The organism is Micromonospora sp. NPDC050784 (genome assembly GCF_044456765.1).
Lineage (GTDB): Bacteria > Actinomycetota > Actinomycetes > Mycobacteriales > Micromonosporaceae > Micromonospora > Micromonospora foliorum.
This window is the reverse complement of the sequence record NZ_JBITGG010000003.1, coordinates 273,514-288,755: the sequence shown is the minus strand read 5'-3', so window position 1 is coordinate 288,755 and position 15,242 is coordinate 273,514. Positions and strand designations below refer to the sequence as shown.

The following is a 15,242-nucleotide window of genomic DNA, read 5'->3' as shown; positions in this document are numbered from 1 at the left end:
CGGCGATGCGGGTACCGCGTAACAGATCCTCTGCAGACTCATGCGAGTCGATCTTGTAGGGGAGGCCGTTATGAGCGATCAGACGCAGTCGATGGTCAGCCGGCGTGGGTTCCTGCGTACGGTCGGAGTCAGCGGCGGTGCCGGAGCGATGCTCGCCACGATGGGCGCCATGGGGCTGGCCCCCAGTGCGGCGGCCTCGGTTACCCCGGCGTTCCGGCCGCCGGAGCGGTCCGACTTCACTCTCACCGGGCGGTCGGGCGCCAGCGTGGTCGTGCTCGGCGGCGGCATCGCCGGGCTCACCACGGCGTACGAGTTGGGCAAGGCGGGCTACCACTGCACCATCCTTGAGGCGCGGCACCGCGTCGGTGGACGGAACCTGACCATTCGCGGCGGCGACGTCGAGACCGACCTCGACGGACGCACCCAGCGGGCCGGCTTCTCCGACGGGGTCTACTTCAACGCCGGGCCGGGCCGCATCGCACAGTGGATGGTCACGATGGACTACTGCCGGGAACTCGGTGTACCCATCGAGGTCTTCACCAACCAGAACGCCGACGCCTGGATCTACAACGAGTCCGCCGGGATGACCGAGCCGGTCCGGTACCGCACCGCCAAGGCCGACGTGTACGGCTACGTCTCGGAACTGCTCGCGAAGGCCACCGACCAGGGCGCGCTGGACGCCCGGCTCACCACCGAGGACCGTGACCGGCTGCTGTCGTTCCTGCAGAGCTTCGGTGCGATCGGCGGACGGACCAGCGACTGGGCGTACACCGGCACCAACCGTCGCGGCTATCTCACCTATCCGGGCGCGGGCAACGACGTGGGGAGCCCGCTCGGTACGCCGCCGGCGCTCTCCGACGTGTTCGCCAGCAACATCGGCCGGTACTTCTCCTTCGAGTTCGGCTATGACCAGGCGATGCTGATGTTCCAGCCGGTCGGCGGGATGGACCAGATCCCCCGAGCCCTGGCCCGGGCGGTGGGCCCGCACCGGATCCGACTCAACGCCGAGGTGACCGCGGTGACCGACCGGGGCAGTCGGGTCGAGGTGACCTACCGGCAGGGTGGCCGGCAGTCGCAGATCACCGCCGACTACTGCGTGGCGGCGCTACCGCCGCACCTGATGGCCCGCGTACCGCACAACCTCGGCACGGCGGTGACCGCGGCCCTGGCCGACTTCCCGGTCACCGCCTCCGGAAAGATCGGCCTGGAATACCGCAGCCGCTGGTGGGAGATCGATCAGCGGATCTACGGCGGCATCACCGAGACCGACCTGGACCTGTCGCACATCTGGTACCCGTCCTACGGCTTCCACGGGAAGCGCGGCCTGGTCGTCGGCTACTACAACACCGGGGCGAACGCCAGGGCGTACAGCGGGCTCACGCCGGAGCAGCGCAGCGAGCGTGCCATCAGCCAGGGTGTGAAGATCCACGGTGACAAGTACCGCAGTGAGCTGGTCAGCTCGTACTCCCACGCCTGGGACCGGACCCGCTACATCGAGGGCGCCTGGACGTCACCCCGGTACGGCACCGCCGGCTACAACCTGCTGCTCCAGCCGGCCGGGCGGGTCTACTTCGCCGGGGACTGGCTCAGCCATGAGGTGGCCTGGCAGCACGGCGCGTTCGTGGCGGCGCGTTCGGCGGTCTCCGCGTTGCACCAGCGGGTGATGGCCGGCTGACCGACCCAGCCGTGCGCAGCTGAGATCTTGGACAGTTTCCGTTCGCGCGGAACGGAAACTGTCCAAGATTGACAGTGCGTCGCTGATCCCGCTGGTGGGTAACGGGTGTCGATGGATGTTGACAACGAGGAGCGTCGCGCCGGTGCGCCCGCTGCAGCCGCCGGGCGTCGCGGGAGAGGGAAGCGGTTCCTCGAGCGGGCGCCCGCCTTGCAGCTCATGGCCGTCTACTGGGTGCCGATGACGGTGCTCATCGGGCTGCCGGTGCGCTGGCTCTTCGACCGACACGAACCACTTGACGAAGCCGTGCTGGGTGCCGCGCTGAACGCCGTCTCGATCGGCCCGGCGCTCTTCCTGGGCAGGCTGGGGGCGGGCCAGCAGAATGCCCGGCGGGATCCCGAGGGGTACGCGCTGCGCGAGGCGATGCGTACCGGCACCGTGCCCGAGGACGAGGCGGTGCGGGCCGGCCTGCCCGGCTACCTCGCCGGGCAGCGGCGGGCCACCTGGGCGGCGCTGCTGTCCATCCTGGGCATCTCCCTCGGGCTGATCCTGCTCGCCCTGCTCTCCGCCGACAACGAGGGCTTCGCGGTGATCTTCGGGGTGGTCGCCGCCGTCACTGTGGCCGTCGCCGCGCTCACCCTCACCCGTATCCGCCGGCTGGCATCGCGGGCACCATAGGCGTGGGCCGCGCCGGTGGCGGCCCCGTTCCGCCAAAACCCACTGCCGCTGCTCGGGGCGGGTGCGCGAGGATGGGTCACACCCTTCCTGAGGAGCGCCGATGGCGACCGACCTGACCGCGCCGCGTACCGCCGCCCGACCCGACGTCGCGTCGATCCAGCGGCGTACCCTGCGGCTGCTCTTCACCACCCAGATCATCGGCGGGATCGGCGTGACCATCGGCATCTCCGTGGGCGCGCTGCTCGCGGCGCGGGTCGCCGGGACCGCGGTGGCCGGTGTCGCGCAGAGCGCCGGGGTGGTCGGTGCCGCGCTGCTCGCCGTCCCGGTCACCCGGATCATGGCGCGGCACGGTCGCCGACCGGGCCTGGTGCTGGCGTACACGGTCGGCGCTGTCGGCGGTGTGCTGGTGGTGCTGGCCGCGGCCACCCGCTGGGTGCCGCTGCTCTTCCTCGGCATGCTGCTCTTCGGTGGGGGCACCGCCGCGAACCTGCAGGCCCGCTACACGGCCGTGGATCTCGCCGAGCCGGCCCGCCGGGGGCGGCAGCTCTCCCTGATCGTCTGGGCCACCACCATCGGTGCGGTGGCCGCGCCCAACTTCGCCGCGCTGGCCGACCGGGTCACCACCGGCTGGGGGCTGCCCCCGCTGGCCGGCCCGTTCGCGTTCAGCGCGGCCGCGTTCGTGCTGGCTGCCGTCGTACTCCTCGGGTTGCTCCGGCCCGACCCGCTGCTCACCGCGCGGCGGCTCGCGGCGGCCGACGCGCCGGCCGCCGATCTGCCGCCGGCCGCCGACGCGACGGCGACCGTGGTGGCGGCCGAGGCGCCGGCGGCGGGCGGCGGTGCGACGCCGGCCGCCGCGCCGGTCAGGGTGCGCGTGCTGCGCGGCGCCGGGATGCGCGTGGCCTGGTCGGTGGTACGCGGACAGCCCGCCGCCCGACTCGGCATCGCCGCCGTGGCGGTGGGTCACCTGGTGATGGTGGCGGTGATGGCGATGACCCCGGTCCGGCTCGGTGAGTCGCACGCCGACGCCGACGTGTTGCGGCTGGTCGGCATCGTGCTGAGCCTGCACATCGCCGGCATGTACGCGTTCTCCCCGGTGGTCGGCTGGCTCACCGACCGGCTCGGTCGACGGGCGGTGATCCTCGGTGGGGTCGGGCTGCTGCTGGCCGCCTGCGCGGTCGCCGGCACCGCCGGGCACCACACGCCCCGGCTCTCGGTCGGTCTGGTCCTGCTCGGGTTGGGCTGGTCGGGGACGATGGTGGCCGGCTCGACCCTGCTGTCCGAGTCGGTGGCGGCCGAGGTGCGGCCGAGCGTCCAGGGGCTGTCCGACCTGCTCATGGGGCTGGCCGGGGCCGGGGCCGCCGTGGTCAGCGGGTTTGTCATGCAGTTCGCCGGTTATCCCGTGCTCACCCTGCTCGCGGCGGTCGCGGCGGCGCCCCTGGTGGCGCTAGCGTTGCGCCCGGTGCCGACCGGGGCACCGGACGAGGAGGGCTGATCACTGTGCGGCTGACCGACTTCTGGACGCGGTTGGACGAGGCGTTCGGGCCCGGCTACGCGGCCAGCATCGCCCGCGATCAGGTGCTGTCCCAGCTCGGCGGGCGGACCATCGAGCAGGCCCTGGCATCGGGGGAGCAGACACACGTGGTGTGGCGGGCGGTCTGTGCCGCGTACCCCGACCGCGTGCCCGCCCGACTACGCTGAGCAGCCTTTTCGCCGGTTCCGCGTGTCGCTTGTCGAGTCGTACACCTGTTCGGCTATTGTCCACAGCTGGGTGCTCGTCCACAGCTCGCGGCCCGTCGGCTGGTTTTCTGTCGGACCTAGCGCCTAGCGTGTCCGCGTGACGCGAAGCTCAGCAAAGACGCCGGCGAAGGCAGGGGTGGCAACCATGGCAGCAGGGCCTGACCGGGAGAAGGCACTCGACCTTGCTCTCGCTCAGATTGACAAGCAATTCGGCAAGGGCTCGGTGATGCGGCTGGGTGACCGGCCGGTCGTCCAGACCGCGATTATTCCGACCGGCTCCATCGCGCTCGACGTGGCCCTCGGCATTGGCGGCCTGCCCCGTGGCCGGGTGGTCGAGATCTACGGCCCGGAGTCCAGCGGTAAGACCACGGTGGCGTTGCACTCGGTGGCCAGCGCCCAGCGACTCGGCGGCATCGCCGCCTTCATCGACGCCGAGCACGCGCTCGACCCGGAGTACGCGAAGGCCCTCGGCGTCGACACCGACGCGATGCTGGTCTCCCAGCCGGACACCGGCGAGCAGGCGCTGGAGATCGCGGACATGCTGATCCGCTCCGGCGCGATCGACATCATCGTGATCGACTCGGTGGCGGCCCTGGTGCCGCGCGCCGAGATCGAGGGCGAGATGGGCGACAGCCACGTGGGCCTCCAGGCCCGGCTGATGAGCCAGGCACTGCGGAAGATCACCGGTGTGCTCAGCAACACCGGCACCACGGCGATCTTCATCAACCAGCTGCGGGAAAAGATCGGCGTCATGTTCGGCAGCCCGGAGACCACCACCGGTGGTCGGGCGCTGAAGTTCTACGCCTCGGTCCGGCTCGACGTGCGACGCATCGAGAGCCTCAAGGACGGCACCGACGTGGTCGGTAACCGCACCCGGGTCAAGGTCGTGAAGAACAAGGTCGCCGCACCGTTCAAGCAGGCCGAGTTCGACATCATGTACGGCAAGGGCATCTCGCGTGAGGGCTCGCTGATCGACGTCGGCGTGGAGCAGGCGATCATCCGCAAGTCCGGAGCCTGGTACACGTACGACGGCGACCAGCTCGGCCAGGGCAAGGAGAAGGCCCGGGAGTTCCTGAAGGAAAACCCGGACGTGGCCGCCGAGATCGAGAAGAAGATCCTGGAGAAGCTCGGCGTCGGGGTCGGCGCGGGTGACGCCGCCGGTGGCCCGGAGCTGCCGCCGGTCGACTTCTGACCGGTCGCTGACCCATGGCAGGACGACGCGCTCGTACGGGGCGGGGCTGGGATGCCAGTCCGCCTCGTACGGGCGACGCCACCGATCCGCCCCGCCCTCGGCGCGGCCGCCGGGGTCGGTCCGAGGAGGCCGACACCGTCGAGTCTCCGGCCCCTCCCCGGGACGAGTCCGAGGTGGCCCGCGAGATCTGCCTGCGCCAGCTCGCCGTCCGGCCCCGCACCCGGGCCGAGCTGGCCGGGGCGTTGGCCAAGCGGGGCATCTCCGAGGAGGTCTCGGCCGAGGTCCTCGACCGCTACGACGAGGTCGGCATCATCGACGACGCCGCGTTCGCCCGGGCCTGGGTGTCCAGCCGGCACGCCGGGCGCGGCCTGGCTCGCCGGGCGCTCGCCAACGAGCTGCGCCGCAAGGGCGTGGACGGTGAGGTGGCCACCGAGGCGCTGGGTGAGCTGGACGAGGAGACCGAGGCGGACACCGCCCGTGGCCTCGTTGAGCGCAAGCTGCGCACCGCCCGAGGCGAACCGGACGCGGTCTTCCGCCGGCTGGTGGGCATGCTGGCCCGCAAGGGTTACCCGCCTGGTGTGGCCATCCGGGCGGTGAAGGACGCGCTCGCCGCGCAGAGCGCCGAGGCGGCCGAGTTCGCCGAGCAGATCGACGCCGACGCGCTCGCCGACGCCGAGGGCGAGTTGGAGCGCGACAACCGTCTGGTCGAGTGAGCGGCTCGGTGGGCGGTCCGCTGCGACTCCCGATGGGGGTCTGATGTTGAAGGCATGTCTGAACGGTGGGCGCGGCCGGCAGGCCCATCCGGCCGTGCCGCTCACGGCGGCGGAGTTGGCCGCCGACGCGGCCCGCTGCGCGGCGCTCGGTGTCGCGGCCGTGCACGTCCATCCGCGGGACGAGACCGGCGCCGAGTCGCTGCGGCCGGCGGTGATCGCCGACGCGCTGAGCGCGATCCGTACCGCCCGGCCGGGGCTGCCGGTCGGGGTGAGCACCGGCGCCTGGATCTCGCCGGATCCGGCTGCCCGGGTGGCCGCCGTCCGGGCCTGGTCGGTGCTGCCCGACTTCGCCTCGGTCAACGCGCACGAGGTCGGTGCCGAGGCGGTCGCGGCCGCCCTGCACGAGCGCGGCGTGCTCGTCGAGGCAGGGCTGTGGACGCTCGACGCGGTCGCGGCGTACCGGAGGTGGCGGGTGCCGGCCGGACGGGTGCTGGTCGAGTGCATGGCCGAGGACGAGGCGGTCGCGTTGGCCGACGCCTCCCAGATTCTCGCCGCGCTGCCGGCGGACGCGCCGTCGGTGCTGTTGCACGCCGAGGGTCCGGCGACCTGGCCGGTCCTCGCCGAGGCGGTGCGCCGGGGTCTGGACACCCGAATCGGGCTCGAAGACACCCTGGCCCTGCCGGACGGTTCACCCGCTGCGGACAACGCGGCGTTGGTCGCCGCTGCGGTGGCGGTCGGAGCCAGCTGACGTCGGAGAAGACGGATGGGTCACACCTTTGCTTGGTCGTCGGCCCCGTCTGACAACCGGCTGGGTGGGGCTGAGCAGGCCCGACACGTCCATTGGGCAGCACGCCTCGCGGAGTTTGTCCCCTCCTGTCCGACGTGACATCAGCGCGCGGTGACGGTTCAACTTCTCTCCGTTCGGGGGGTTTGATCATGAGTCCTTGACCAGAGCACCCCCGGCGACCTAGCCTCGCCATACAGGCTCACATTGCCCGACCAGCGCAGGCTAAGCGCACAACATAGATCGCGTAACAGAACAGCATCACTTTGGCCGACTCCGCGGCCTTTGGCGGCAGTTCCGGACAGGCCGGTCCGGAACGCTGCGACAACTGCACCCGGTCGCCGACGCTGCCCATGGCACCGCCGGCGGAGAAAGCTACCCACGGCCAGCCGCTCCGGTCGGGCGTCCACAGCCGCAGGAGTGTGCCCCCGGCACAGTCGCTGCGGTCTCGACGTTAGGGGAGGCGGCCATGGCGGGGCGGCGGCACAGGTTCATCGGTAGACCCGACGGGGTCCCGGCATGAACGCGTTCGACGTCGTGCTCCTCGCGGCCGTCCTCGTCCTCGCGGTGGTGGTGATCGGGGCCGTGCTGGTCGGCATCCGGACGATGCGCCGGATGGGCGCCGCGCCGGCTCCGGAGGATCCCGCCTTCATCGCCGAGAAGGACCGCCAGGAACAGTCCCTGGCTGCCCTGCGGACCGCGGCCGACGAGGCGAACAGCACGATCGACGTGGCGAAGTCCGCGGCTGCCGCGGCTCGTACCGAGGCGGCGGCGGCGAAGGCCGAGGCGAAGGCGGCCCGCGCCGAGGCGCGGCGGGTCCTCGACGACGCCCGGGCCGAGGCGGACACCGTGCTGGAGCGGGCCCACAAGCAGGCCGAGGCGGACGCCGAGCAGTTGCGCACGGCGGCCCGGCGCAGCGGCGAGCGGGAGGTCGCGGTGCTCGCCGCCACCACCCGGGAGCAGGCCGCCGAGGTGGAACGTCGGGCAGCTCGGATGGACGAGCGGGAGCGGATGCACACCGAGGAGGTGGAGCGGTTCGCCGAGCGGGAGCGGCAGCTCACCGCCGCGAAGGCCGCTCTCGCCGCTCGGGAGGCCGCGCTCGCCCAGCGGGAGACCGAGCTGACCGAGTCGGAGGAGCTGCGCCGTCGGGAGCTGGAGCGGGTCGCCGGGCTGACCGCCGACTCCGCGCGACTGGAACTGGTCGAGGCCATCGAGACGCAGGCCAAGCGGGAAGCGGCGCTGCTCGTCCGGGACATCGAGTCCGACGCGCGCAACACAGCCGAGCAGCGCGCCCGACACATCGTGGTGGACGCGATCCAGCGGGTCGCCAGCGAGCAGACCGCGGAGAGCGTGGTCAGCGTCCTGCACCTGCCCGGTGACGAGATGAAGGGGCGGATCATCGGCCGGGAGGGGCGCAACATCCGCGCCTTCGAGTCGGTGACCGGCGTCAACCTGATCATCGACGACACCCCCGAGGCGGTGCTGCTCTCCTGCTTCGACCCGGTCCGTCGGGAGGTCGGCCGGGTGACCCTGGAGAAGCTGGTCCTGGACGGGCGCATCCACCCGCACCGGATCGAGGAGGTCTATGACCTGGCCCGGCAGGAGGTGGAGCAGCTCTGTCTCCGCGCCGCCGAGGACGCCCTGGTCGAGGTCGGCATCACCGAGATCCACCCGGAGCTGGTGACCCTGCTCGGCCGGCTGCGCTACCGCACCTCGTACGGGCAGAACGTGCTCAAGCACCTGGTCGAGACCGCCCACATCGCCGGCATCATGGCCGCCGAGCTGCGGTTGGACGTGCCGATCATCAAACGGTCGGCGTTCCTGCACGACATCGGCAAGGCGCTCACCCACGAGGTGGAGGGCAGCCACGCCATCATCGGCGCGGACCTGGCCCGCAAGTACGGGGAGCACGAGGACGTGGTGCACGCCATCGAGGCGCACCACAACGAGGTGCCCCCGCAGACCATCGAGGCCGTGCTCACCCAGGCCTCCGACGCCTGCTCCGGTGGTCGGCCGGGCGCGCGTCGGGAGAGCCTGGAGGCGTACGTCAAGCGGCTGGAGCGGATCGAGGAGATCGCGGCCGGCAAGCTCGGCGTGGACAAGGTCTTCGCCATGCAGGCCGGCCGGGAGATCCGGGTGATGGTCAAGCCGGACGACGTGGACGACATCGGGGCGGCCGTGCTGGCCCGCGACGTGGCCAAGCAGATCGAGGAGGAGCTGACCTACCCGGGTCAGATCCGGGTCACCGTGGTCCGTGAGTCCCGGGTCACCGAGATCGCCCGCTAGCCTCTCGCGTCTACTCGACCGGCGGTCGGCCCGACCCTTCACGGGGCCGGGCTGATTCGGCCAGCGCGGCGGGCGGATCGCACGGCCAGTGCCATGCACGCCACCCCGGCGGCGAGACAGAGGATCACGACCGGGTTGACGTACGCGGGCACCAGGTCGCTGGTGGTGCCGTCGGCGTAGTGACAGGAGTATCGCAGCGGCAGCAGGTCGGTGCTGGTCGGCGTCGACGCCAACGGCTTGGCGGGACAGAACTCGCTGGTGGCCCGGAGGTCGAGGAAGTGACCCACCCAGACTCCGTGCAGATAGACGACGACGGCGGCGGCCGGTGCGATCACTGCCCCGGCGGCGATCTGAGCGACGGTCTTCATCCGTGGTGGGATTCTGCCGGTTGCACAAAGCCCAACGAGAGGGTCCGCCCGGGAACCGGGCGGACCCTCTCGTTGGGCTGGGTTGGCGTCAGAAGCCTGCTCCGGCGCCGCCTTCGGCCTGGGACATCAGGGCCGCCGGCGGTGGGTTCTGTGCCGGGGTGCCGGCGGTCTTGCGGCCCCTGGCGAGCCGCCGTTGGACGTACTGGGCGAGCTTCGACAGCGAGTAGTTCACCACGATGAAGAGCACGGCGATCACCACGTAGACCTGGATCGGGTTGCCCAGCACGCCGATGATCTGCTTGCCGATGTTCAGGGTCTCCTCGTAGCTGATGATGAACCCCAGCGAGGTGTCCTTGAGCACCACGACGAGCTGGCTGATCAATGCCGGCAGCATGATCCGGAAGGACTGCGGCAGCAGGATCATCCACGTGGTCTGTGCCGGGGAGAGCCCGATGGCGGCGGCGGCCTCCGCCTGACCGCCCGGCAGCCCCTCCATGCCGGAGCGGAGGATCTCGCCGATCACGACCGAGTTGTAGATGGTGAGGCCGATGACCAGGTACCAGAGGTTGTCGAAGTAGAGCCCGAACTCGGGGAAGCCGCGGGCCACGAAGAAGATGGTGATCACAACGGGCAGGCCGCGGAACACCTCGACGCAGACCCGGGTGATCGCCGACAGCAGCGTGCTCAACCCACGCAGCAGGTAGGCCACCGGCGTTGCCACGCCGGTGAACCGGAGCCGGGTCAGGCTCTTGAGCTGGATCCGCAGGATGGCGAGCAGTGTGCCGATCACCAGTGAGGAGACGATGGCCAGCGCCGCCGCGATCAGCGTGTTCTTGAAGCCGAGAGCGATCCGATCCCACACCTGGGAGAAGTTCTCGTTGGAGGGGTCGACCAGCGGCCCCCACAACTCCATCGAGAGCTGGCCCTTCTCATCCAGGGGCTGGTAGATCAGGAAGTAGGCCCCGACGAGCAGGACGACGCCGGCGACGATGCTGCTGATCAGGGTGATCCGCCGCTGCCGCGGCCCGGGAACGTCGTAGAGGACGCTTGTCTGCTGACTCATCGGGCCACCGCCTGTCGCTTCTCGATCCGGTCCAGCAGGGCGCCGAGCGGCACGGTCATGATCAGGTAGCCGATCGAGATGCCGATGGCGACCGGGATGAAGGCGTAGCCCTCGGCGCCGGTGAGTTGGTCGGCCGTGGCCGACAGGTCACCGACCACACCGAAGAAGCCGGCCAGCGCCGAATTCTTGATCATCGCGATGATCACCGAGCCGAGCGGAACGATCGAGGCCTGCCAGGACTGCGGCAGCACCACGTGGCGCAGGTTCTGCCCGAAGGTCAGACCCAGTGACCGCGCCGCCTCCGCCTGGCCGGCGGGCACCGCGTTGACCCCGGACCGCAGCGCCTCGCAGACGAACGCCGCGGTGTAGAGCACAAGGGCGATCAGTGCGAACCGGAAGTACGGCAGATCGGTGCCGAGCCGGGTGAACAGCGAGTCGAGCACCGGGATGCGGAGGAAGTCCGCGTTGGAGCCGAGCGCCGGCAGGCCGAACGCGGCGAAGAACATCACCACGGTCAGCGGCATGTTGCGGAAGACGTTCACGTAGGCGGTGCCGAGCGCGCGCAGCGGCGGCACCGGTGAGATGCGCAGCACCGCCACGATGGACCCCAGGACCAGGGCACCGATCGCGGCGAGGATGCAGATCTGGAGGGTGAGCCAGAAACCACCCGCAAAGACGTCGAACTTGTCGATGAGCACGTTCACGGGTCGGTGTTCCTCCCCACCCTCCAGATCGAAGGATCAGATCAGTAGCGGTTGATGGTGGGCGCCGAGCCCAGTTCCGCGCCGAACTTGCCGGCGGTGCTGTCCCAGGCCTTCTTCCAGCTGCCGTCGGCGACCGCCTTGTCCAGCGTGTCGTTGATGAAGCTGCGGAAGTCCGCGTCCTCCTTCTTCACCCCGATGCCGTACGGCTCCTTGGTGAAGTTGCTACCGGCCAGCTTGAACGACGCCTCGTCCTTGGCGATGTAGCCGAGCAGGATCACGTTGTCCGTGGTGACGGCGTTGACCTGGCCACCCTTGAGGGCGTCCCGGCACTTGTCGTAGGTGTCGAAGAGCACCAGCTGGGTGCCGACGTCCTTGACGTACTGCTTGATCGTCTCGGCCGGGGTGGAGCCGGTGACGGAGCAGACCTTCTTGGTGCCGTCCTTGAACGAGTCCGGACCGGTGATGGTCGTGTCGTCCTTCTTGACCAGGATGTTCTGGCCGGCCTCGTAGTACGGGCCCGCGAAGGCGATCCGCTCCTTGCGCTTGTCGTTGATCGTGTAGGTCGCGGCGACCAGGTCGACCGTGCCGTTGACGATCACGTCCTCGCGGACCTTCGAGGGGGCCTCGACCCACTCGATCTTGTCCTCGGGGATGCCCAGCTCCTTGACGATGATCTTCGCGATCTCGACGTCGAAGCCCTCCGGCTTGCCCGACAGGCCCTTCAGGCCGAAGCCGGGCTGGTCGAACTTGGTGCCGACCTTGATCTTCTGGGCCTTGTTCAGCTTCTCCATGGTGGTGCCGGCGGTGAAGGACTTGCTGCCAGCACCGGTGTCCCCGCCGTCGTCGCCACCACAGGCGGTGAGGCCGAGCGCCAGAGCGGCGACCGCGGCGACTGCCGCAACGCGCTTGATACGCATACTCTTCTCCTTCTTCAACGGAGCCCACCGAGTACGGCGCGCTCCACTACGGACGCTCAGTGCGTGAGGATCTTGGAGAGGAAGTCTCGGGCCCGCTCGCTGCGCGGGTTCGCGAAGAACTCCGCCGGTGGGGCGTCCTCGACCAGTTGCCCGTCGGCCATGAAGATGACCCGGTTCGCCGCGTGCCGGGCGAAGCCCATCTCGTGGGTCACCACGACCATCGTCATGCCGTCGCTGGCCAGCGAGGTCATCACGTCGAGCACCTCGCCGACCATCTCCGGGTCCAGGGCGCTTGTCGGCTCGTCGAAGAGCATCGCCTTGGGCTGCATGGCCAGCGCCCGGGCGATGGCCGCCCGCTGCTGCTGGCCGCCGGAGAGCTGGGCCGGGAACTTGTCCGCCTGGTTGGCGATGCCGACCCGGTCCAGCAGGGCCAGGCCGCGCTCGCGGGCGGCGGCCGGCTTCTCCTTGCGGACCTTGATCGGGCCGAGGGTGACGTTCTCCAGGATGGTCTTGTGCGCGAAGAGGTTGAAGGACTGGAAGACCATGCCCACCTCGCTGCGCAGCTTCGCGAGAGGCTTGCCCTCGGCCGGCAGCGGCTGGCCGTCGAAGGTGATGGTGCCCGAGTTGATCGGTTCCAGTCGGTTGATCGTGCGGCACAGCGTCGACTTGCCGGAGCCGGACGGGCCGATCACCACGACCACCTCGCCCCGACCCACCGACAGTGAGACGTCGTCCAGCACGTGCAGCGGCCCGAACCACTTGTTGACCGCGTCCAGCACGATGAGCGGTTCGCCCGTCGTCACGTCGTCCACCGTCCCCTGTCGTCTCCCGGATCGGGGTCGGTTGACCCCCGGTGCGGCCACTGTAGGCGGCCTGATGTGGCAGAACGCAACCCAGCGGGTCACGGAGCGGTAACACCGGTCACGATCGTTCTCGGGCGTCCGATTTTGGTCACCGGCTGGGTGGTCACGGTGGCGATCGTGGCGCCTTGTCGAGATCATGGGGGGATGACCGAACCCGTACGGTTGACCAAGTACGCCCGCGGCGGTGGCTGCGCCTGCAAGATCCCGCCGGGCGAGCTGGAGATCATGGTGGCGGGTCTCGGCCCGGCGACCGGCACCGCGGAGTTGCTGGTCGGGTTGGATCACGGCGACGACGCGGCGGTGGTGCGCCTCGACGAGCGGACCGGCCTGGTCAGCACCGCCGACTTCTTCACGCCGGTGGTCGACGACGCGTACGACTGGGGTCGGATCGCCGCGGCCAACGCGCTCTCCGACGTGTACGCGATGGGCGGCACCCCGCTGGTGGCGCTCAACCTGCTCTGCTGGCCGCGCGACGTGCTGCCGATGGAGTTGGCGGGCGAGGTCCTGCGCGGCGGTCAGGACGTGGCGCGGGAGGCCGGCTGTCACCTGGCCGGCGGGCACAGCGTGGACGACGACGGCCCGAAGTACGGCCTCGCGGTCACCGGCACCGTCCGACCTGAGGAGCTGATCACCCTCGACGCCGGGCGGGCCGGGGTGCCGTTGTCGCTGACCAAGCCGCTCGGGGTGGGTGTGCTCAACACCCGGCACAAGGCGACCGGTGAGAGCTTTCCCGAGGCGGTGGCCTCGATGAGCGCGCTCAACCGGGACGCGGCCCGTGCGGCGGTCGCCGCCGGCATCCGGTGCGGCACCGACGTGACCGGGTTCGGGCTGCTCGGGCACGCCTCGAAGCTGGCCCGGGCCAGCCGGGTCACGGTGGCCATCGACAGCGCCCGGGTGCCCTATCTGGCCGGTGCCCGCGAGGCCCTGCGCGACGGGTTCGTCAGCGGCGGCAGCCGACGCAACCTGGACTGGGTGACCCCGTGGACCGACTTCGGCGCGGCGGACGAGGCCGAGCGGCTGCTGCTGGCCGACGCGCAGACCTCCGGTGGCCTGCTGGTCGCCGGCGAGGTGCCCGGCGCTCCCGTGGTGGGCGAGCTGCTGCCCCGGGGGGAGCACCTGGTCGTCCTGCGCTGACCCCCGAGGGCGGTTGGACCTGCGGCAGGACACGCGGTGGCGGTGGTGCGGATGGCGCACCATACCCGATAAACTGTCACCTTCCCGCTACTCCGAGCAATGCCGCTCAGGGAAATTTTGCCCGGAATGGTCACAGACCGGTAACTTGCCCCCGGCTGGGGTCAAATGCCCCCCACCATCGTGTGTAAGGCCCGATCCGGAGGCCGGTGGGGACGAACGCAGCGAGGAGGCGGAATGACCGAGCTGTGGAACTGGAGAATCGACGGGGCTCAACCCGTGGAGGTCTACCCGGCGCTGGCCGAGGCGCTTGGTCGGGTGGTGATGCCGCTGGCGGTGGCCGACCCGGCGCGGCTGCCGGCGTACGCGGTGGTGTGTGACGTCTGGCAGGCGCCGGGCGAGTTCTCGACGGTGGTGGACTGCTACGGGGTGCCGGAGCAGCTCTCCGAGCACGCCAGCATCGCCGCACTGGCCCGATTGCTGGGCCGCAACTGCCTGTTGCGCGACGACACGCTCGACGCGGGCCGGCACCTGCTCGTCGCCCCGGACGGCACGGTCCGTCCGGTGCACTTCGAGGTGCGGGACACCGACGACGGTGAGGTGCTCAGCAAGCTGCGGCTCTGCTCGCTGGGCGACCCGGGCTGTCGGGGCTGGTCGCAGTGCCACCGCTCGCGCTGGGCGCCGGACACGGTCGCCCCAGCGCTCGCCGCGGCCTGACCCTCTCAGGGTCAGGCCCGGCCGGGTCCCCTGCCGGTGGGCGCGATCAGCTGGCGGCGGTGGCCGACCGGTCCGTGGTGCCCGCTCCGGCACCCCGCACCACCAGTTGGTCGAGCAGGGTGCGCGTCGCCTCGGCCACGGCGGCCACCGCGGCGTCGAAAGCGGCGGCGTTGTGCGCGGCGGGCGCCCGGAAGCCAGAGATCTTCCGGACGTACTGCAACGCCGCCGCCTCGACGTCCGCGTCGGTCACCTGCGGGGTGAACGGTTCGCGCAGCGTCTTGATGCTCCGGCACATGTCAGCTCCTCCTCCGGCCACCGCGGCCTGCCACTCGGCGTGCGGGCAATGGTACCGACGGTGACACTGGGTCGATATTTGTCTATCCTGGTCACGGACCAGAGCCGTTCGAGCCACAGCCG

The 15,242-nt window shown here is 70.6% G+C and carries 16 protein-coding genes; 10 read left to right on the top strand and 6 right to left on the bottom strand.

The annotated features are described in order from the left end of the window. The first annotated feature begins 70 nt into the window (after positions 1–70). The 8 genes from ACIBD9_RS05825 (at position 71) to rny (ending at position 9,062) form a co-directional block, all read left to right on the top strand. Positions 71–1,675 (top strand): FAD-dependent oxidoreductase, encoded by a 1,605-nt coding sequence (locus ACIBD9_RS05825; protein ID WP_396714892.1) that lies wholly within the window; start codon positions 71–73, stop codon positions 1,673–1,675. A 111-nt stretch (positions 1,676–1,786) separates the two neighbouring features. Beyond that, the gene (locus ACIBD9_RS05820) at positions 1,787–2,350 is read left to right on the top strand and encodes a hypothetical protein (protein ID WP_396714890.1); all 564 of its coding nucleotides are present in this window, start codon (positions 1,787–1,789) and stop codon (positions 2,348–2,350) included. 100 nt (positions 2,351–2,450) lie between these two features. Continuing rightward, positions 2,451–3,842 (top strand): MFS transporter, encoded by a 1,392-nt coding sequence (locus tag ACIBD9_RS05815; protein ID WP_396714888.1) that lies wholly within the window; start codon positions 2,451–2,453, stop codon positions 3,840–3,842. Between the two features lie 5 nt (positions 3,843–3,847). Continuing rightward, the gene (locus ACIBD9_RS05810; protein ID WP_030489422.1) at positions 3,848–4,048 is read left to right on the top strand and encodes a DUF3046 domain-containing protein; all 201 of its coding nucleotides are present in this window, start codon (positions 3,848–3,850) and stop codon (positions 4,046–4,048) included. Between the two features lie 184 nt (positions 4,049–4,232). Further along, the gene (gene recA, locus ACIBD9_RS05805) at positions 4,233–5,279 is read left to right on the top strand and encodes a recombinase RecA (protein ID WP_053656326.1); all 1,047 of its coding nucleotides are present in this window, start codon (positions 4,233–4,235) and stop codon (positions 5,277–5,279) included. A 14-nt stretch (positions 5,280–5,293) separates the two neighbouring features. Continuing rightward, a complete protein-coding gene (locus ACIBD9_RS05800) occupies positions 5,294–5,992 on the top strand; it encodes a regulatory protein RecX (RefSeq protein ID WP_396714886.1) in 699 nt (232 codons plus the stop codon). Positions 5,993–6,035: 43 nt separating this feature from the next. After that, complete coding sequence (locus tag ACIBD9_RS05795; RefSeq protein WP_396714884.1) at positions 6,036–6,740, top strand: 3-keto-5-aminohexanoate cleavage protein; 705 nt, start codon at positions 6,036–6,038, stop codon at positions 6,738–6,740. A 555-nt stretch (positions 6,741–7,295) separates the two neighbouring features. After that, positions 7,296–9,062, top strand: a complete 1,767-nt coding sequence (gene rny / locus ACIBD9_RS05790; RefSeq protein ID WP_396714882.1) for a ribonuclease Y — start codon at positions 7,296–7,298, stop codon at positions 9,060–9,062. 38 nt (positions 9,063–9,100) lie between these two features. On the opposite strand, the gene ACIBD9_RS05785 is transcribed toward rny, so the two are convergent. The 5 genes from ACIBD9_RS05785 to ACIBD9_RS05765 form a co-directional block, all read right to left on the bottom strand. Then, a complete protein-coding gene (locus ACIBD9_RS05785) occupies positions 9,101–9,430 on the bottom strand; it encodes a hypothetical protein (protein WP_396714880.1) in 330 nt (109 codons plus the stop codon). 88 nt (positions 9,431–9,518) lie between these two features. Then, positions 9,519–10,493, bottom strand: a complete 975-nt coding sequence (locus ACIBD9_RS05780; RefSeq protein ID WP_396714878.1) for an amino acid ABC transporter permease — start codon at positions 10,491–10,493, stop codon at positions 9,519–9,521. Beyond that, a complete protein-coding gene (locus ACIBD9_RS05775; protein ID WP_396714876.1) occupies positions 10,490–11,197 on the bottom strand; it encodes an amino acid ABC transporter permease in 708 nt (235 codons plus the stop codon). Before ACIBD9_RS05775 ends, ACIBD9_RS05780 begins: the two co-directional genes overlap by 4 nt. A gap of 41 nt (positions 11,198–11,238) precedes the next feature. Then, complete coding sequence (locus ACIBD9_RS05770; protein ID WP_238660653.1) at positions 11,239–12,114, bottom strand: glutamate ABC transporter substrate-binding protein; 876 nt, start codon at positions 12,112–12,114, stop codon at positions 11,239–11,241. Positions 12,115–12,170: 56 nt separating this feature from the next. Beyond that, positions 12,171–12,926 (bottom strand): amino acid ABC transporter ATP-binding protein, encoded by a 756-nt coding sequence (locus tag ACIBD9_RS05765; protein ID WP_238660654.1) that lies wholly within the window; start codon positions 12,924–12,926, stop codon positions 12,171–12,173. A 195-nt stretch (positions 12,927–13,121) separates the two neighbouring features. Here ACIBD9_RS05765 and selD point away from each other — a divergent pair, with 195 nt between their 5' ends. Then, positions 13,122–14,111 carry a selenide, water dikinase SelD gene (gene selD, locus ACIBD9_RS05760; RefSeq protein ID WP_396714874.1) on the top strand — a complete coding sequence of 330 codons (990 nt, stop codon included), beginning with the start codon at positions 13,122–13,124 and terminating at the stop codon, positions 14,109–14,111. 234 nt (positions 14,112–14,345) lie between these two features. After that, a complete protein-coding gene (locus ACIBD9_RS05755) occupies positions 14,346–14,825 on the top strand; it encodes a hypothetical protein (RefSeq protein ID WP_396714872.1) in 480 nt (159 codons plus the stop codon). A gap of 46 nt (positions 14,826–14,871) precedes the next feature. On the opposite strand, the gene ACIBD9_RS05750 is transcribed toward ACIBD9_RS05755, so the two are convergent. Continuing rightward, on the bottom strand, positions 14,872–15,120 hold the full coding sequence (locus ACIBD9_RS05750; protein WP_396714870.1) for a DUF2277 family protein: 249 nt from the start codon (positions 15,118–15,120) through the stop codon (positions 14,872–14,874). Positions 15,121–15,242 lie beyond the last annotated feature (122 nt).